The 19,469-nt window shown below is 32.1% G+C and carries 17 protein-coding genes; 7 read left to right on the top strand and 10 right to left on the bottom strand.

The features are described from left to right. Genes ASG22_RS03050 through ASG22_RS03030 form a run of 5 tightly spaced genes read right to left on the bottom strand, consistent with a single transcriptional unit; the run spans window position 1 to window position 6,847 of the window. The gene (locus ASG22_RS03050) at window positions 1–1,410 is read right to left on the bottom strand and encodes a lipopolysaccharide biosynthesis protein (protein WP_055980404.1); all 1,410 of its coding nucleotides are present in this window, start codon (window positions 1,408–1,410) and stop codon (window positions 1–3) included. A gap of 20 nt (window positions 1,411–1,430) precedes the next feature. Further along, complete coding sequence (locus ASG22_RS03045; protein ID WP_055980402.1) at window positions 1,431–2,720, bottom strand: nucleotide sugar dehydrogenase; 1,290 nt, start codon at window positions 2,718–2,720, stop codon at window positions 1,431–1,433. Between the two features lie 21 nt (window positions 2,721–2,741). After that, the gene (locus tag ASG22_RS03040) at window positions 2,742–3,710 is read right to left on the bottom strand and encodes an SDR family oxidoreductase (protein WP_055980399.1); all 969 of its coding nucleotides are present in this window, start codon (window positions 3,708–3,710) and stop codon (window positions 2,742–2,744) included. A 2-nt stretch (window positions 3,711–3,712) separates the two neighbouring features. Further along, window positions 3,713–6,049, bottom strand: a complete 2,337-nt coding sequence (locus ASG22_RS03035; protein ID WP_055980394.1) for a GumC family protein — start codon at window positions 6,047–6,049, stop codon at window positions 3,713–3,715. 9 nt (window positions 6,050–6,058) lie between these two features. Beyond that, window positions 6,059–6,847, bottom strand: a complete 789-nt coding sequence (locus tag ASG22_RS03030) for a polysaccharide biosynthesis/export family protein (RefSeq protein ID WP_055980391.1) — start codon at window positions 6,845–6,847, stop codon at window positions 6,059–6,061. A 1,000-nt stretch (window positions 6,848–7,847) separates the two neighbouring features. Between ASG22_RS03030 and ASG22_RS03025 the strand changes: the two genes are divergently transcribed. Continuing rightward, a complete protein-coding gene (locus ASG22_RS03025) occupies window positions 7,848–8,135 on the top strand; it encodes a GNAT family N-acetyltransferase (protein ID WP_055980386.1) in 288 nt (95 codons plus the stop codon). A 1-nt stretch (window position 8,136) separates the two neighbouring features. Here ASG22_RS03025 and ASG22_RS03020 read toward each other — a convergent pair whose 3' ends face one another. Then, window positions 8,137–9,234, bottom strand: a complete 1,098-nt coding sequence (locus ASG22_RS03020) for an MBL fold metallo-hydrolase (RefSeq protein ID WP_055980383.1) — start codon at window positions 9,232–9,234, stop codon at window positions 8,137–8,139. 141 nt (window positions 9,235–9,375) lie between these two features. Here ASG22_RS03020 and ASG22_RS03015 point away from each other — a divergent pair, with 141 nt between their 5' ends. Further along, a complete protein-coding gene (locus ASG22_RS03015; protein WP_055980381.1) occupies window positions 9,376–10,917 on the top strand; it encodes a S41 family peptidase in 1,542 nt (513 codons plus the stop codon). A gap of 37 nt (window positions 10,918–10,954) precedes the next feature. Here the strand turns inward: ASG22_RS03015 and ASG22_RS03010 are convergent, their stop codons facing one another. The 3 genes from ASG22_RS03010 to ASG22_RS03000 form a co-directional block, all read right to left on the bottom strand. After that, complete coding sequence (locus ASG22_RS03010) at window positions 10,955–11,557, bottom strand: hypothetical protein (protein WP_055980377.1); 603 nt, start codon at window positions 11,555–11,557, stop codon at window positions 10,955–10,957. Between the two features lie 75 nt (window positions 11,558–11,632). Continuing rightward, window positions 11,633–12,127 (bottom strand): RNA polymerase sigma factor, encoded by a 495-nt coding sequence (locus ASG22_RS03005; RefSeq protein WP_055980374.1) that lies wholly within the window; start codon window positions 12,125–12,127, stop codon window positions 11,633–11,635. 125 nt (window positions 12,128–12,252) lie between these two features. Continuing rightward, window positions 12,253–13,881, bottom strand: coding sequence for an NADP-dependent glyceraldehyde-3-phosphate dehydrogenase (locus ASG22_RS03000; RefSeq protein ID WP_055980371.1), 1,629 nt, complete (start codon window positions 13,879–13,881; stop codon window positions 12,253–12,255). A gap of 167 nt (window positions 13,882–14,048) precedes the next feature. Between ASG22_RS03000 and tpx the strand changes: the two genes are divergently transcribed. Beyond that, a complete protein-coding gene (gene tpx, locus ASG22_RS02995) occupies window positions 14,049–14,618 on the top strand; it encodes a thiol peroxidase (RefSeq protein ID WP_082504930.1) in 570 nt (189 codons plus the stop codon). A gap of 114 nt (window positions 14,619–14,732) precedes the next feature. On the opposite strand, the gene ASG22_RS02990 is transcribed toward tpx, so the two are convergent. Then, window positions 14,733–15,497: a hypothetical protein gene (locus ASG22_RS02990; RefSeq protein WP_055980368.1), complete on the bottom strand. Its 765-nt coding sequence runs from the start codon at window positions 15,495–15,497 to the stop codon at window positions 14,733–14,735. 250 nt (window positions 15,498–15,747) lie between these two features. On the opposite strand from ASG22_RS02990, the gene ASG22_RS02985 reads away from it, so the two are divergent. The 4 genes from ASG22_RS02985 to ASG22_RS02970 all read left to right on the top strand — a co-directional run bounded on the left by ASG22_RS02985 (window position 15,748) and on the right by ASG22_RS02970 (window position 19,429). Beyond that, on the top strand, window positions 15,748–17,211 hold the full coding sequence (locus tag ASG22_RS02985) for a DUF2130 domain-containing protein (protein ID WP_055980364.1): 1,464 nt from the start codon (window positions 15,748–15,750) through the stop codon (window positions 17,209–17,211). 887 nt (window positions 17,212–18,098) lie between these two features. Next, the gene (locus ASG22_RS02980; protein WP_055980360.1) at window positions 18,099–18,296 is read left to right on the top strand and encodes a hypothetical protein; all 198 of its coding nucleotides are present in this window, start codon (window positions 18,099–18,101) and stop codon (window positions 18,294–18,296) included. A 49-nt stretch (window positions 18,297–18,345) separates the two neighbouring features. After that, entirely contained in the window at window positions 18,346–19,017 is a 672-nt protein-coding gene (locus ASG22_RS02975) for a hypothetical protein (RefSeq protein ID WP_055980358.1), read from the top strand. Next, window positions 19,010–19,429: a DUF1573 domain-containing protein gene (locus ASG22_RS02970; protein ID WP_055980354.1), complete on the top strand. Its 420-nt coding sequence runs from the start codon at window positions 19,010–19,012 to the stop codon at window positions 19,427–19,429. The genes ASG22_RS02975 and ASG22_RS02970 overlap by 8 nt, the downstream gene beginning before the upstream one ends. The last annotated feature ends 40 nt before the right edge of the window (window positions 19,430–19,469 follow it).

Raw genomic sequence — 19,469 nt, 5'->3', positions numbered from 1 at the left:
TTATTTTTTTAGAAAATTTATTTTTTTAAGGACATTTCTTAAAATATCTTTATTAAAGTAACAGAATATACAGATGGATAATAATATTAATGATAATGAAACCATGTGATTACTATTTAGATATAGTATGGTAATTATGCTAAAAACTATTAAAAGCTGTATAATTAAATTATTTACATTAATTTCTAATTTTAAAATCTCAGCCGTATGTTTATACCTAATTATAAACATTACAAAAAAGCTTACGAATGTACCTAAAGCGGGCGCATAAAGACCAATATATCTTATAAAAATTATCGAAATAAATAAATTTGTCAACGCTCCTATTATACTAGTAATAAAAATACCTTTAGTTGATTTTGTTTTAAGATAAATAGCACCTAAAAAGCCCGAAATAGATGAAAAGCAAGAACCTATATATAAAAGGGTTGCATATTTCCAGGATTCATAAAACTTAGAATCAAACAAAAATTCAGTAATTAAAGGTGTGGCCGCTATTAAAACTGTAGATAATCCTATGTTTAAAGATATATATTTATTAAATAATTTTGAAAAAAAGGAATTATTAGGATCGCTTGCAGAAATCGCCATATCTTGCCAAGCTAACATAAAAACAGTATTAAAGATTGTTAAAATAGCAGGTAATCTGGCAGAGATTGCATAAATACCATTATCTTCTATCGTTAAAAATTTTAAAATAACATATCTGTCCGATGCATTAATTATCCACCAGCTTACAGAATTTAGTATTAATGGAAGAGAATAAAATAAAATCTGTTTTTGTAACTTATAATTAATTTTCATACTAAAATACATTTTAGAAAGAAAACTAACTTTAAAAAACATTAATATAATTGCAATAAAATTACTTATAAAAAGTGCATAAAAAATACCTTGAACTTTATCTTTAAATATGTCTGTAAGTAAAAAAATTAAGCTCAAGGAGAAGATAAATAAACTATTTAAAATCCCGATAAACGAATAAAACTTTGTTAAACCTAATCCTCTTAAAATTTGTTGAAAAAAAGGTAATAAACATGAGCTCAATATCAATAATGACAACTCTTTTTGATAAGGAATTTTATAAAAAAAGCCAATTAGATAGAGTAATAACTCAAAAATAATAAAAGAGGTTAATAATAAAATGCTACATTGTTTAAATATATTATCAATATAATTTTCTTTTTTATTTTCTTTGTCCAGAAACCATCTGTAGATAGCTTCATTCATTTGCAAGGAAACGAACGGCACTAACAAATTAACGCTTGTAAGAACTAAATCATACTCCCCTAATTCTTTTTTGGAAAGATAATAAGAATAAACAGGTATTAGCAGAAAAGATAAAATCTTAGATCCAAAATTACCAATTGTATATACTAATGTACTTTTTATTAGAGTTTTACTATCCATCACTTAATAAAGTTCACGCATTATAATCTGGAATCACATTCTTCCAAAACTCCCTTCACATCATAAATCACACCGCCTTCTTTTATATAATTTTTAAGATTTATATTCATAAATTCTTTGTGAGCAACGGTAAGAATAACTGCGTCAAACTTCTCCTCAGGCATCTCGTTCACCACATCAAGATCATACTCATGTTTTACTTCCTTAGGATTGGCCCAAGGGTCAAAAGTTGTGACCTGCAGAGAATAATCCTCAAGTCCATGAATAACATCTACTGCTTTTGTATTACGCACATCCGGACAGTTTTCTTTAAAAGTAATTCCCAGATTCAAAACTTTACCGCCATTAATTGCGATCTTGTTTTTAATCATGATTTTCACCAATTCAGAAGCCACATACTGCCCCATGGAATCATTAAGACGTCGGCCAGCCAGTATAATTTCAGGATGATACCCTTTTTCCTGTGCTTTTTGTGCAAGATAATAAGGATCTACCCCTATACAGTGACCTCCGACTAATCCTGGTTTGAAAGGGAGAAAGTTCCATTTTGTTCCTGCCGCTTCCAAGACTGCGTGAGTATCAATATCTAAAAGATTGAAAATTTTTGCCAGCTCGTTCACAAAAGCGATATTAATATCTCTCTGTGAATTTTCAATGACTTTAGCTGCTTCAGCAATTTTGATAGTGGGTGCTAAATGTGTTCCGGCGACGATGACCGATTTATATAAAGTGTCGACTACTTCCCCTATTTCAGGTGTTGAGCCAGAAGTAACTTTTAAAATTTTCTCTACCGTATGTTCCTTATCTCCCGGGTTAATACGCTCAGGAGAATATCCTGCGAAAAAGTCTTCGTTAAATTTCAGTCCTGAAACTTTTTCCAGAACAGGAATACATTCTTCTTCAGTAGCGCCTGGGTATACGGTTGATTCGTAGATGACAATATCTCCCTTTGATAAAACTTTACCAACGGTTTCCGAAGCTTTACACAGAGGTGTTAAATCAGGACGATTATGCTGATCAACCGGAGTAGGCACCGTAATAATATAAATATTTGCCTCCTTAATATCATCAAATGCAGCCGAACAGTATAATCCTTTCTCATTTTTAGTAAGAGGATTATCTTGAATCAGAACAGCTTTCAATATTTCACTTTCTACTTCTAGCGTACTGTCCTCTCCGGTATTCAATTCATCAATCCTTTTTTGATTGATATCAAAACCTACAACCGGATACTGAGTTGCAAATAAGCGTGCTAAAGGCAGACCTACGTATCCTAATCCTATTACGGCAATTTTATATTGTTTTTCCACAAAGACTCGATTTAAATTTATTCATTTTAAATTTTCCCAATACCAAGTGATCGCTTCCTGTAATCCTTTTTCTATGGTATGACTAGGGTTATAACCCAATAATTGTTGTGCTTTTTCAACGGAAGCCAGTGAATGCGGAATATCTCCAACACGGTTTGGACCATAATTGATATTGATATCCCCAATTTTTTCATCAAATTTACTAAGATATTTTTTAAGATATCCCACTAAATCATTTAATGTTGTACGATCTCCAACTGCTGTATTATAAACAGTATTAATCGCTTCAGGTTTCTCAGTAAGCATAGCCAACTCATTCATCTGAATTACATTATCAATATAGGTGAAGTCACGTGAATAGTCTCCTGTCCCGTTGATGGTCGGAGATTCATGGTTCATCAGTTGCTTTACAAATAAGGGAATTACAGCCGCATAAGCTCCGTTAGGATCTTGTCTGCGTCCAAATACATTGAAATATCTTAATCCGATACATTTTAACCCATATGTTTTACCGAAAACATCAGCATATAATTCATTTACATATTTGGTGATAGCATAAGGTGATAAAGGTCTTCCAATAACATCTTCCACTTTTGGCAAAGATGCAGAATCCCCATAAGTTGATGATGATGCAGCGTATACAAAACGTTTTACTTTGGCATCACGTGCAGCAACCAGCATATTTAAAAATCCTGAAACATTCACATCATTACTTGTAATCGGATCTTTAATCGATCTGGGAACAGAGCCTAACGCTGCCTGATGCAATACATAGTCTACATTTTCTACTGCTTTATGACAGGTTTCCAGATCACGAATATCACCTTCGATCAGCGTATAATTTGGCCTTTCAAGAAAAGCCTCAATATTATGACGGTGTCCTGTTGCAAAATTATCCAGACATACCACAGAGTATCCTTTATTCAAAAAAAAATCAGTCAGATTAGAGCCTATAAAACCAGCTCCCCCTGTTATTAAAATTGTATACATTTCTATGATTTAAGCATTTTTTTCCACCAACTTTTCTTTTCACTATTGCTATAGCCATAACCGTAACTGTAGTTATATCCATAACCTCCCGCACGTTTTGAGACATCATTAATAACAAGAGATACATTATTTAATTTTGAATCTCTTACAAGATCATTTGCAAAATCAAGCAAGATATTTTTTGATACGCCTGATCTTAAAACATATAGTGTTGCATCTGCCGTATCAGCAATACTCAATGTATCTGAAACCAGCATAAGCGGTGCGGAGTCAATAATAATATAAGAATATTGAGATGCCATCTGCTCAATAAGCTTTTTGTATCTTCCATTAGAAAGCAGTTCCTGCGGATTTGGAGGAATGGCTCCTGCGTAAATAACATCACAAAAAGGATTGGTAGTTGAGATATGGATAAGATCTTCTACATTTACAGATTCATCATATAAAAATTCTGTAAGACCCTTCCTTTTAGTAGGTTCACTGTCATATCGCTGAATCTGTGGGTTACGAATATCGGAACCAATCAGAAGAGCTCTACTATTCTTATTTGCTAAAGTTAGTGCCAGATTAACAGATACGAGAGTTTTCCCCTCTCCTTTTACCGAAGAAGTTACCATGATCACTTTAGCCGAATCTTTTGCAGGTAAAACAAATTTAAGATTAGACGCCAATACCCTGAAAGCTTCTGCCAATTCTGAAAAATCATTTCTCTGTACTAAATGATTATCATCATCATTTAATGAAGGTATATCAACCAATACTCCCAAATTAGATCGTTCTTTAACATCGTCTCTGCCGTAAATTTTATCATCAAACATGAATAATAAATAGAAAATAGCAAAAGGCAGTATTATCCCAAGAAAAAATGCTCCCGGAAAGACAATACTCATTTTAGGTGACACCGGAGTATCATCTGTAAAAGCAGGATTAACAATTTTAGCTTTAGGTACGTCTACCGAAAGGTTTATAGAGTTTTCCTCTCTTTTCTGAAGAAGAAATAAAAAGAGCTGTTCTTTAAGATTCTGTTGACGCTCAATTCCCCTGTAGACCTTAGATTGTCCCGGCACCTTATCTATAGTGTTATTATTTACTGATATTTGTTTTTGAAGTTGAGAAATTCCCGACTGTACCGTTTCTTTCTGCTCACGAATATTATTCCGAATGATATCCTTTAATGCAGTAATCTCTTTGTTCATCTCTATGACAGCTGGATTTTCATTAGTTGCCTGCTTCATAGTCTTATTTTTCGCAATTAAGAGCTGATTATACTGGGAGATTGATTGTTCCAATGAAGGATTCAATCCTAAATTTGAGGGCATAAGTTGATTATTATTCTTTAAAGCCTCTGTAGATAAAGAATTTAGAAGATCAAGCTGCGTCTGCTGAAGAAGGAGAGATTTTGTATTTTCACTAGTATTCTGAAGTGCCAATTCTGCCTGCGCCTGTATATCAACAATCTTATTACGGTTTTGAAAATCTTCTTTTTGGTTTTCTACTCCAGAAAGGTCTCTTGTAATAACCTCCAATCTTTTATCAATAAATTTCTGAGTATTCTCAGCTTGTAAATTTTTATCTCTCTGTCCGTCTAGGTTATATTGTTTGGTTACTTCATTCAGAATAGCCTCAGATTTTTCAGGAAGGGAGCCAATCAAGCTAATTTCCATCAACATCGCCTTTTCATCAGGCAAATTTACCTCAACTTTCTTTTCCAATTTTTTCACCTTTTCAATAGGATTCCAGAAAATGATTTTATATTCTGAATTAAAAGAAAGCAAAGGATTTCTTTTTAGTATTACTGTTCCAAAATCTAATTGCAAAGGAATATTAAACTTCCCTGTAAACTTTACTTTTTTCTCACTTGTAAGGGTAAACTCATCTCCTTTTACATTTTTTACAGTATACTCAGAGGATACGAACTTTTTATTTTTATTGTAAGCGATAATCTTTGCGGTTATAGGAGCATTAGTAAATAATTGCGAATCTTTAATTTCCCCGGAATTGTAATATTCAACATTAAGATTAAGATTTTGTACCACCTGCATCAGTATTGGTCGCGAATTTACAACTGCCGCCTCACTTTTTAGTTCATCAGCATTACCTAAGCCTATCCCAAGATTATCTAAATCAGATAATGCTGAAGTAAGATCATTTTGTTTTTTATCAAATTTAAGAGTGGTTTTAGATTGATATTGTGGTACACTGTACCTAAGATAAATATATGCCCCTATTACAAAGACCAAAACAGAGGCAATAAACCATGGCCATTTATACAGATATTGAGAAATTACTTTTCTTAAATTTAATTTTTCTTCTTGTACCTGAAATTCTACTTGCTGCATACTCTCTTCTTATCTTGTTAACGCTATAATAAGCGTTCCTGCCGTTAATAATGCTCCAATAATCTGGAATATAAGTACTCTGTTTGGATTAGAATTTGCCTGAACCTGCTTATTTTTATCCGGCTGTACATATAAAATATCGTTTTGCTTCATATAATAGTAAGGCGAACTTACAATATCCGATCTTGTAAGATCTACATTAACAACTTGATCTCCACCATCATCACCCGTACGGATAAGTTTTACATGAGTACGGTCTCCAAAATCCGTCATATCCCCTGCAAGACCTAATGCCTGGAAAATATTTATCTTTTGAGAAAGACTTTCTTTCTGACCAGGATTTTTCACTTCACCTAAAACACTTATATTGAAATTTTTTAAATTAATGCTCACCATAGGATCTGTAAGATATCTTTTTAAGCGAGTTTCCAGTTCCTGCTTCAGTTGTATCTTAGACATTCCTTTGCAATATATATTACCTAATACTGGAAAATAGATATTCCCCTCTTCATTTACAAGATATTCGCTCGGCTGTACATATTGATTTATTCCTGCATTAGACTCACTTCCAACCTTATTTGCAGTATTTAAATTAAAAGGCTTTACCGCTAATTCATCCAATGCAGAAACAAGAATTAAAAGAACATCTCCCTCCTGAATATTTAATCCCTGAAACTTTGCCTTGTTAACCTCTTCTTCCATATTATGATTTGAGAGATATACCATATTCTGCTTAGGTTTACACGATAATAACGTAACTGAAAGTAATATGATATAAGTGATAATGGTTTTCTTCATTTACTATTTACTGTTTTTTTACAATTTATTAAATTTTAAAATTTCACATATCGGTGAAATAATAATTAACATACTCTTTAAACCATTTCACTTTGTAGCAATTTTCATTCCAATTAAAGCAAAATAGTATATTTTTAGCATTATTTGTGAATTTAATTCTCATTAGTAATTTAACCTTACATATTATATTTAATATTTTTAATTCTTAATTTATGTAAAATAAGATCTTTGGACTCATAATTATACTGAGAAAATTGCTTAGTAGCCATTCTGAAGGAACATCAGAATAAAAGAATAAAAAGTTTTGCACGAAACATTGACTTATCTAATCTCAATTCTGACAACTACCTAAATTTAGTTCTATAAATATAATAATAGTGCAATAATCGCAAAAATTAAAAACTAAAATTAGAGTGATCTTTGATTATATGTAAACATTTTACATTTCATCAAACATTAAAAAGATTGATTCAAAAATTTGTGTTTTAAAATAAAATTGGAAATTAAGAGAGAAAAGAGAGATAATTGAATTATTGACAAACAAATCATCTAGAAAGACTTAATCCATTGACCATCAATAAATTTCATATTAAATAACATAAAATAATAATGTTTTTTAATCCAAATATTCCTTCCGACTTAATTTAATGCAAATATAATGTAATATCATTAATAATTTCAATATTGGGATGCTAATTTTTTAGGCGTAAAGCTATTCAAGTAATAACTAATTGTATTATAATTATTTATACTTTATTTAAGAACCCAAAGCAGTTATTATTTTCGACCTGCCTTCAAAATTATTATGCATATTGGATTATATTCTACTTTACTAATTCTTCTTTTATCTATGTGATAAGTTTTTAAATTTCTTATCCCTAATTTTAGGAAAATGATTATTATTTTGATGAGAATTTGTATTGACTATCATTTTAAATTTGTAATTTTAAGAATAGAAAGCCAATAAATTAATTTTTAATTCAACCAAATCTCAATAATTATGGAAAATATAAAATTTGAAATATCTCCATATCAGGACGAATTGCAGATACTTATTGATGAAAAGAAAGCAGGTTACATGTCTATAGAAATTGACGGCAGACTGCTGATTGTCTACTATACAAAGCTTGATGAAGAACGTGAAGGTAAAGGTTACGCCAAAATGCTTTTGGACGAATTGGTTCGATACGCTGAAGAAAAAGACTTCTTAGTCGATCCTGAATGCGATTTTGTAAGACAGCAGTTTGAAAATCACCCTGCGAGATATAAAGACATCTGGCACGCTTAGATTAGTCCTTCCACCAGGTTTTAAACTGATTATCTAATTTGTTTAAGTCAAGCGGTTGCCCGATCATTGGTGTCAGAATATTTAAATTTTTCGCTTTTCCTAAACTCATTATCTTTTCCAATGGTTCATTCCAGGCGTGAAGAGCCAAGGCAAATTTTGATGAATGGACAGGAATAATATTCTTTGCTTTTAAATCAATACAAGCCTGAATAACATCTTGCGGAAGCCCATGGATATATTTCCAGGCTTCGTTGTATTGTCCGTTTTCGATGAATACATAATCAAAAGGTCCGAATTTTTCACCAATCATTTTGAAGTGAGTGTCGTAACCACTGTCACCTCCTAAAAATAATTTCTTAGTTGGAGTTTCTAAAACGTAAGAAGTCCAAAGTGTAACATTCCGCTGAACTTTTCTACCGGAAAAATGTCGGGCAGGCGTAAATATAATTTTAAAATTATTCTTTAAAACTACTTCTGTCCACCATTCTTCTTCAATCAACTGCTCGGGTTTATAGCCCCATCTTTCCAAATGCGCACCTACTCCCAAAGGTAAAATTACCTTTTGAACTCTGTCCTTAATCGCCTTCACCGTCGGATAATCCAAATGGTCATAATGATCATGTGTGATAACCAGATAATCTATATTGGGAATATCTCCCGGCTTAAAAATATCAGCTCCAGGGAAAGCTTTATTGAAAAACTTAAAGGGTGAACCATATAAACTTAGAAGAGGATCAATCAAAAACGAAACGCTTTCTGTCTGAATATAATAAGAAGAGTGACCTAACCAAATAAAAATATCCTGATCTTTCGGAAGATTTTTCAAATCGGTATGAATTGACGGAATATTTTTCACTGGTTTCAATAACGGATTTTTATTTTTGAAGAAGAAATCATACATCACATCGATCATTGAATGTCCTTCTGCTAATGAAGGCGTATAACTTAAATTTTGGAACTGTTTATTTTTAAAGTGCTTTGACTGCTGCATTCTTACCAATCTTTCTCCTCTCGCTTCTGCACCAAAAACCGGCTGACCTGTAACCAAAAAATACAGTAAAATTATGACAAAAACTATGATGATAATTGTGTAGATCATTTCTAAAACTAAATATCAAATGTATGATATTATACAGTATGACGATTTTAAAATACAAAACCTTTATTTTTATTAAAATTTTTACGAATCTAAATTAATTTATTAATTTAACTCTTTAATTTAGTGTTTGAAAAACTCCAAATGCATCTAAAGAATTATTTCATAGTAACCATAATTTTATTTCTGACTTCCTGCTTATCAGTAAGAAAGCACAATGAGCAGCAATCAGTCTGCATTCCTGCAGAAAAACTGAAGGAAGATGTAGATTTTGCGTATTCTAAGCTGAAAGAAATGCACCCGCAACTGTATTGGTATATTTCAAAAGAAAAATTGGATTATAAATTTGACAGCATTAAGAGAACTATCAATGAACCCCTTACTCCACTTCAGTTTTATTTTAAATTACAGCCGGTGATTGCCGATATTCGTGAAGGTCATCTTTCGTTGAGAATTCCTTCAAAAAGAATTACAAAGAAGCAGATTAAAACTTTAGAAAATAAAAAAGGAATGTTCAGCCGTTTTGAATATTATGTTAAAAACGACCAACTTTTTATCATCGAAAACAAATACTCCATCGAAAACATAAAACCCGGAACTGAAATTTTGACAATTGATAAAATTCCTGTTTCGGATTATTTAAAAAGATACAAAAGATTGATCAGCAGTGACGGATTTAATACAACTTTTCAGGATTATTTTCTGAAAGATCTTTTCTTTAATTATTATGTTGCAGAAAAAGGATACGAAGATAAAGCAACTATCGAAACCCTTTACAAAGGAGAAAAAAAGACATATCAGTTAACCCGGGAATCAAAATCTGAAAATGATCTCAGAAAAGATAAGGAAAACAAAAAGCGCAATCATGAGAAAAAAGTAAATGATTATGTAGCTTTTAATAATTCTTATAATAGACATTTCAAGTTTTTAGATAAAGATAGTACGATTGCTTATATAAAAGTGAAAAGTTTTTCGAGCGATTATTCATCAAAATTTTATAGTGAAACATTCAAAAAAATCAACAATACAAAAACGAATTATTTAATTATTGATGTCAGAAATAATTACGGAGGTTCTCTGGATGAGATTAATAATTTATATTCTTATCTAAGTCCGAAACCTTATACTTTGGTAAAGCCATCGCAGGTTACTTCAAAAATATCTCCTTTAAAAACCAATTATTTTCGAAAAAGCAATCTTTTACAATACGCATATAAAGGTTTGACTTATCCTACTTTTTTCTTTGCACAAACATTCAGTACCTATGAAAAAGATGGAAAATTTTATTATAAAATGAAGTCGGATAAAGAATCCAAACCTAATAAAGATGCTTTTAAAGGGAAAATTTTTGTTTTAATGAATGGTGGAAGTTTCTCCGCATCTTCTATTATTACTGCTAAACTTAAAAATGATAAAAAAGCCATTCTCGTTGGTGAAGAAACGGGCGGTGCCAATGACGGAACGGTTGCCGGATTTTATTCTTATCAAAAACTTCCGAATTCTAAAATTGATTTACCGATTGGTTTGCTTTTGGTACAACCGAACATTGATTTTACCAATACAAAAAAAGGCGTGATTCCTGATGTAAAGGTTATTGAAACCATGCAGGATATTATTGATAGAAAAGATCCACAGATGGATTGGGTGTTGAGTAAAATTGAGAAAGAAAAAGTTGGAAATAAATAATTTTAAGGGTTTCGGCGGGCTTTTAGCCCGCCGAAAGTTATCTTTTCAATTCTTTCAAAAGATCTTCTATCTGCTTAACATATTTTCCATAGAAAATCCTAAACCAGTATTTCCCCAATAAGAAAAGTCCGAATAAGCCAATTGCAAGAGCTGAAATAATTGTTAGTGCTATTTTAAAATCGCTTAGAGGTACAGGATGCGGAATAAATTCAATGACAATAATGAGCTCACACACCAAAAACGGAACAAATGAAAGCATGAAGGAAAGATAATACTGTTTATTAAGTTCAAACTGATACAATAAATCCTTCAGAGATTCATACGTTTTCATCATAGGACTGCTGATATTTTTATACAGTTTAAAAAACTTATTGAAGAAAAACGAGATGACAATCACCATTGAAAACAACAATACGGTGAGATAAAATTTGAATTTAAACGGTGCATCAGGAACTGGAATCCAAACAACAGCAAATCCGAAAAGTAAGATGCCTACCGTCGACCAAAATTCCATTCTCATATTTCTTCTGATCTTTTCAAGCGGGAGATTGATTTTATTCTTCTGTTCAATGCTTATTTCCGGCGTTTCTTCGAAAGAATCATCCTCATTCCAAGCGTTTTTTAGTTCATCTATATTCATAATGGCAGTTTTTATAATTGATAAATGTTGAGTATTAATTTCAGGATCAACTCGAATCCTGAATCTTGTAACCCATTATTTTGAGTTTAAAATATCTTTCAGTTTGTTTTTAGCGCGATTCATTTTTACCCTTACATTTCCTTCGGAAATTCCCATTTGTCCGGCAATTTCTTTTCCGGAAAAATCTTCGAGGTAATAAAAAATAAAAGCTTTGTCGATTGGGTTCAACTGATGAATTGCTTTGTACATTGCAGTCAGTTTCTCTTCTTTTTCGTTATCAAAATCTTCCTGAATAATTTTATATTCAGAGAAATCTTCATTGCCTATAAAACTTCTTTTCTTTTCGTTTTTAAGAAAGATAATGGCCGTATTCAGAGCAATTCTGTAGAGCCAGGTTGAAAATTCACTTTCACCTTTAAACTTAGGATAAGCTTTCCAGACCTGATAGGTAATTTCCTGAAAAAGATCGTCACGGTCATCCTTTTCATCCATATACATTTTAGAAATCTTGAAAATGATTCCTTTATGTTTTTCAATTTCCCTTAAAAATTCTTGTTCTATTGAGGTCATGGTTTCTTACACTCTATAGAGTTAGTTGTAAAGTTTAAAATTTGTTACATCCTAAACAAAAAAAACCTCAACAAATTAATAAAATCTGTTGAGGATCTGCATTTACATTAAACTGAAAATTGCTATTAAAAAATATAATCTGTACTTAAAAAATTAGAATCATGATCTCTTACAATCGCATTTAATAATTCTTTATTTGAATCTGTAATTTTTGCTGCAACCAAAGAACGGATCGAGAACGAACGAAGCGCATCAAAAACAGAAAGCGTCCCTTCTGCACTGTCTTTTCTTCCTGTAAATGGAAAAACATCCGGACCTCTCTGAGCCTGGCAATTGATATTCACACGACTTACCAAATTCACGAAAGGATCTATCAATTTTGAAACTTCCAACGGATCTTCACTGAAAATACTTACCTGCATTCCGTGGTCTGCGTTTACCTGATAATCGATTGGTTCTTCAATATCATCAAACGGAACAACAGGAATTACAGGACCGAACTGTTCTTCATGATACAATTTCATATCGCTATTTACCGGATATACAACCGCAGGAAAGACGAAAGATTCTTCCGTAAATCCACCATTTTCGTTTAAAACTTTCGCTCCTTTTGCCAAAGCATCTTCAATACATTCTTTTAAATAAGGAGGTTTATTCACTTCAGGAAGCGGTGTAATTTTCACATCTTTTTCCCAAGGCAATCCTCCTTTCATTGCAGAAACGGCAGCCGTCAGTTTCTGAGTAAATTCTTCTGCAACGTCTTTCTGAACGAAAATTAGTTTCAACGCTGTACATCTTTGTCCGTTGAAAGACAACGAACCTAAAATACATTCGCTCACTGCAACATCAAGATTAGCATTTTTAGTAACAATTGCTGCATTTTTTGCATCCAGACTTAAAATAGCACGTAAACGATTAACCTTTGGATGTAATTTTTTCAAACCATTCGCCACTTTACTTGAACCAATGAAAGCTAAGACATTTACTTTTCCACTTTCCATGATTGGGGTAATGATTTCAGAACCTTTTCCATACAACGTATTTACCGTTCCTTTCGGGAAAGCTTCTTTAAATGCATTTAATAAAGGATAATGCGCCAATACCCCATGTTTAGGAAGTTTAAACAAAATGGTATTTCCCATAATTAAAGCAGGAATCAATGTGGTGAAAATTTCATTTAAAGGGTAATTGAAAGGTCCCATACTCAACACAACACCAAGCGGTGCACGTCTTATTTGCGCAATGGTTCCTTCTGCCTGCTGGAAACGGGAAGATTCTCTGTCCAGATCTTTCAGTGCATCGATGGTCTGATTGATATAATCTACGGTTCTGTCGAATTCTTTGGTAGAATCTGCCAATGTTTTTCCGATTTCCCATATCAATAATTTGATCACCAAATCACGCTGTTGTATCATTAAATACACAAACTTTTGCATACATTTAATTCTACCTTCTACAGACATTGTCGGCCATTCCCCTAATCCATTATCATAGGCTTTTACGCAGGCATCCAAAACATCCATAGCTTCCTGAGGGCCAATATTAGGAACACTTCCCAAGAGTTTTCTTTCTAATCCGTTTTCTGTCTGTATACAAACGGGCGAATAGATATTCTGAACATCCCCGTTCCATTCTACCAATTCTCCATTTAAGAGATAGACTTTCTGGTGAATTTCGGGAACTTTATATTCTTCTGGAATTTCGTTTTCAGATTTAAATATTTCATGAAAAGATGCTGTACTTTCTGAACTCATAAATTTTTAATTTGAATAGTGTGTAAAATTTGAATAGAATAAAGGTAGATGTAAAATTTGACTTTAAAAAGAGATGATTAATAGATTTGTTCTATTTAAGGAGATTTTAATTAAAATTAATGTTGACAATCATAAAAAAGAATAATTTTGTTTAAAAATAAAAATTCATGTATTCAAAAATAGTTTTCAGTGCACTGTTAGTCTTCTCGATATTCACTTTTGCACAAAAATCTAAAGCAGCAAATACGGTTTTAATGGGAGGAAAACCAGTACATACGTATGCTAAGCTGCCGGCAGTACATAAAGATGCACCAAAATTTACGCTTACCGATGTTACGATGAAAGATCAGACGCTTGATTCTTACAAAGGAAAATATTTAATTCTGAACATTTTTCCGAGTGTAGACACAGGTGTTTGTTCGGCTTCTGTTCGTCATTTTAATGAAGATGCGGCGAATATTCCAAACACGTTAGTTCTTTGTATTTCTAAAGATTTACCATTTGCCCAAAAAAGATTTTGCGGTGCGGAAGGAATTAAAAATGTAGTGATGCTTTCTGATTTCCGTTCAGATTTCGGAAAAACGTACGGTGTTGAGATTACAGATTCTGTGATGAAAGGTCTTTTGAGCCGTGCTGTTGTGGTAATTGATCCTTCAGGAAAAATTGTCTACGAAGAGCAGGTTGCAGATATTTCGCAGGAACCGAATTATGAAGCGGCGATTAAAGCAGTTAAATAATTAAGTTTTGCTTTAAAATATTTCAAACCTTCAACTTTATGTTGGAGGTTTTTATTTTAATGGAAGATGCAGATTTTAGAAAAACGTTGGAAAGCAAAAAACTGCCTGACAGCATTAAACATTCTCAAGATGAAAATACCTCGGATCAGGATATTGAAATTCAAAATTCAGTTCTGAAATTAATTTTGCAGGTGAAATTGTTCTTCCTGTGGTCGTTCGTTCTCCTTCATACGGCAGATCTTTCTGAGCATTGATAACTTCTTCTTTATTGGGATGAACCGGCGCCACCACATTATAGACTTTAGATTGAGATTGATTATCCAGCATTTTTTCAACAACCGAACAAATATCAGCGTAGTGAATATGATTCACCAACTGATCCAACTGTGAAATATTATAATTCTTCAACAATCGCTGATCGCCCATTAATCCAGCCAATCTTAATACATTCGCCTGAGGGAATTTTTCTGTAATAAAACCTTCACTTTCTACATTTGCCGTTGGCTGATCGTCTTCTGTAAAGTCTTTTTCTTGCTGAGGATATACTCCGGTTGAACTCATCAGAAATAACTGTCCTTTATAATCTCCTAAAAATTTCAACAGATTTTCCTGTCTGTCTTTCATTGAAATCTGAGCTCCCTTGATTCCTGAAAACGGAACTGTGATGATGATCGCATCCAATTGTACTGCAACTTCCCATTCTGTTATTTCAGATATATTGTCCGGAAAATCAACCAAAGTCGTTTGAAATCCTTTTGAATTCAAACCTTCCACCTTAGACTGAGTGGTTGTCGTTGCAAAAATCTCATATCGATCGGATAATCTTTCTGCTATATGATTTCCTAACCAGCCACAACCTATGATTCCTAGTTTTTTCATTGTTTAATTCTTAGTTTATGTGTTAAATAACTATTGTGTAAAAATGTCAAAAATATCACTTTTAATACTAATAATCATAAACAAAACTATTTAGTTGGTCATCTTATAATTACAGGAAACCCTATTTAGAACTAGTTTAGTTTTTTTATCTTTGAATATTGAAGTTCGGTTTAAGATTCTGCTGATTTTAAAGAATCATTTTAAGGCAAAACTTACAATAAAATAACGATACATAAAGTTGAAATAAATCATGAACGATATAAAATGCCCACATTGTCACAAAGTTTTTAAAGTTGACGAGGCAGGTTTCGCAGATATTCTTAAACAGGTAAGAGACCATAAATTTGAAGAAGAATTACAATCTCGACTTGATCTTGCAGAGAAAGAAAAAGAAAATGCAGTAAAACTTACAGAAGCTACCCTTAAAAATTCAATACAAGCTGAGCTTTCCAATAAAGATAAAGAGATCCTTCAGCTTAAAGCTGATAATGAAAGAATTTTGTCAGAAAAACTGGCCGAAAAAGACAATTTATTAACAGATTTAAAATCGAAACTTGAAAATGCCGAAACGGAAAAGAAGTTTTCGGTTTCAGAAGCGGTTAAAAATATTGAAAAAGAAAAGGATAATAAGGAAAGGGAACTTATTCAATTGAAAGCTGATCATGAACGTACCTTAATGGAGCAGTTGACGAATAAGGAAATGCTGATCTCAGAGCTGAAAATAAAACTTGAAAATAAGGAAACTGAAAAAAGACTTTCCGTTACAGAAGCGGTTCAGAAGATAGAAAAAGAAAGAGACAATTTTGCCAGCAAAGTTACCCTTAAAGAAACTGAAAAGGAATTATTGGAAAAATCGTTAAATGAAAAATATCTGGCTGAATTAAAAGCAAAAGAAGATATTATCCGACATAAAGACGAAGAAATTGCCTTCCGTAAAGATATGAAGCTGAAACTCTCCACTAAAATGCTGGGAGAAACACTGGAGCAACATTGCGAAATAGAATTCAACAAGCTCAGATCTATCGCTTTTCAAAAAGCTTATTTTGAAAAAGATAATGATTCCAGATCGGGAAGCAAGGGCGACTATATTTACAGGGAATTGGATGATGCCGGCAATGAAGTAATTTCAATCATGTTTGAAATGAAAAACGAAGGCGACGAAACCGCAACCAAAAAGAAAAATGAAGATTTTTTCAGAGAATTAGACAAAGACAGAAATGATAAAAAGTGTGAATACGCCGTTTTGGTTACGCTTTTGGAAGCGGATAACGAACTGTACAATGCAGGAATTGTAGATGTATCTCACAAATATGAAAAAATGTATGTTGTAAGACCGCAGTTTTTCATCCCGATCATCACTTTACTAAGAAATTCAGCGCTGAATTCGATGAAAGTAAAAGCAGAGCTGGCATTTATAAAAAATCAAAATATCGACATTACGAATTTTGAAGAAAACATCAATATTTTCAAAGAAGGTTTTGCCCGAAACTATGATCTGGCGAGCAGAAAATTCAAAACCGCCATTGAAGAAATAGACAAAACAATTTCGCATCTTCAAAAAACAAAAGATGCCTTACTTTCCTCAGAAAATAACTTACGCCTTGCCAATAACAAAGCGGAAGATTTAACGATCAAAAAATTGACGAAAGGCAATCCGACAATGGCTGCAAAATTTGACGAGTTGAACAACGGATCTAATAATGAATTATTTTAATTCCACAACATCTGCCGTCCTGAAAGGATCTCAGCACGAATCTTTTCATCTAATTATATAATACTATATCCATTAAGTATTTTAAAAAATTGATATCAATCGTCGGTTCGAGTGTTTTTCGTAGCAAAGCGCAGAAAAATGTATCGAGAACCTATAAACAACAAACTTCGGTTGTCGCATCAGAAACTTCTCGATACGAATTTTTCAAATTCTACTCGAACTGACGGTGTATTATAAACACCTGTTGAGGTTCTGCAATGATATTTTGAGGTTCCGAAGTCCTCCTTTGGGGTTTATTACTCCTCCGTTGGTCTTCCGAACCTCAAAATTCAGGATATTGAACCTCAAATTTGGGGTGTCGGACATCAAACTTGAGGTAATCTGCCCCATTTTTGGAGTATCATAACACCAAAGCTGGACTGCGGAACGTCAAAACTTGTATCCTGAACCTCATCGGAGGTATATTTTAGAGCATTACATTTGTTCTTAATGCCAAAAAGCAGTATTATAAAGAACAGTATGAATGCTGATGCGATTTTGGTTAATTAAAGATTGTTATATTAGTCGATGTGTTTCGGTATGTAACCGTTTTCACTTATTTCTTTGTGTTCATAATCTACTTTTTCGCGTTTACCTTTGCGAGATGCAAGCGTGTGCTTTGATCAAATAAGTGAGTATAATTTCTGTTTTTGAAAATAAAATATTTTCTTTCAAAATTTAATTTTCATATAATATATTTTATTGTTAATCTATACAAATATATTTTTTCAACAATAAAACTAAATAGCCTAAAAAACAATTACTTGCATATAATTTAACATAAAAAAGTAATTCCATAACTAAAGAATTTAATTTTTACATTTGTTCGAAATTTTAAAACAAATAAAATGAAAAAACTTTTTTTACTATCAGCTTTTGCATTATTAGCAAGTGCTACAATTCCAAACACACAAGTTCAAGCAAAAGGAGGACAAATTTATTTAATCGATGGTTGCTATTATGTAGTTGAGCATCACAGTATACTTTGGGGCTTATTTGAATGGTATACTCAAGACCTTATCGGATGTGGAAGTGGCTTTAATTAAAATTTAATAATTTAGGGCTTTCCACAAGGAAAGCCTTATTTTCTTTATTATGAAAAATTATTTTTTATTTTTATTTGTTTTAGTAACAATTAATATTCATTCACAAGAGACAAAAGATACTTTACGTGAAGAAAATATAGAAACAGTTGTTATAAATGATAAAGACTATGAAAAGGTTAACTATTCTTTTGCCTTGAAAAAGGAAATTAATTCGAAATTAAGGTCTGTAAATCCAAATTCTGCTTATGAAATGGGATTGCGTTTCAATAATAATCTAGGCAAAGGTATTGTTAGTAATGTTATTTTATTCTTACATAAAACCGATGAAAAGGACAAATTAACAGACTTAGAAATTAATTTCTACAAAATAGATACATTAACCAATAAACCTGGAGAAAAAATTAATTCACAACAAATCATTTATACACCTAAAAACAGACACCGTGGAAATGTAAAGATTAATGTTGAAAAATTTAGAATTCCATTCCCAGCGGCTGGTATTGTTGTAACTGTAAAATGGTTACCTACAAAAGATCATGATAAAAGTGTAGGGCCTGCCATCAGATTTACTAATTACGACGAAAGATTGACATATACACGATTCGACAACGACCCTACAAAGTGGAGCGATAAAATGAATTTCTCTCAAAAGAATGGGCTATACACTAACGTAATGATTGGGATGGAGGTTTACATTAAAAAAAGAAAAACTGATGAGTAAAAAATATTTGTATATAATAATAGGTATTTTGATCGTAGCTGTTTTATGTTTACTTACTTATAAGACCTCTGAGGAAATCGTTTTCAATGATAAAAAAGAAATGATTAGTCAAGATTTTGGAATTGTTGATAAAACTAAAACACCGTTATATAATCACACATTTAAATATTTTAATTCTAAGTATGATAGTTTGGAAATTTATGGAGTCAAGGATGGTTGCGATTGCACAGAAAGTAATGTAAAAACAGGGGTATACAGAAAAAATGATACTATTTTAGTTAATACAAAATATGATCCTAATAAGTACAATGATAATGGAATTATTGTTAAACAGATTTTTTTAATCTCTAATAAAAAAATCTCTAAATTTGACAGTATACTTCCTTTGATTCTTAAAGGTAAAATACAATAATCGAGCTCTAATTAAAACAGATACAAACAAGATGCTGGCA

It is taken from the genome of Chryseobacterium sp. Leaf405 (assembly GCF_001425355.1).
Taxonomy (GTDB): domain Bacteria; phylum Bacteroidota; class Bacteroidia; order Flavobacteriales; family Weeksellaceae; genus Chryseobacterium.
The sequence above is the reverse complement of the archived record's forward strand: the minus strand, read 5'-3'. Positions and strand labels throughout refer to the sequence as shown.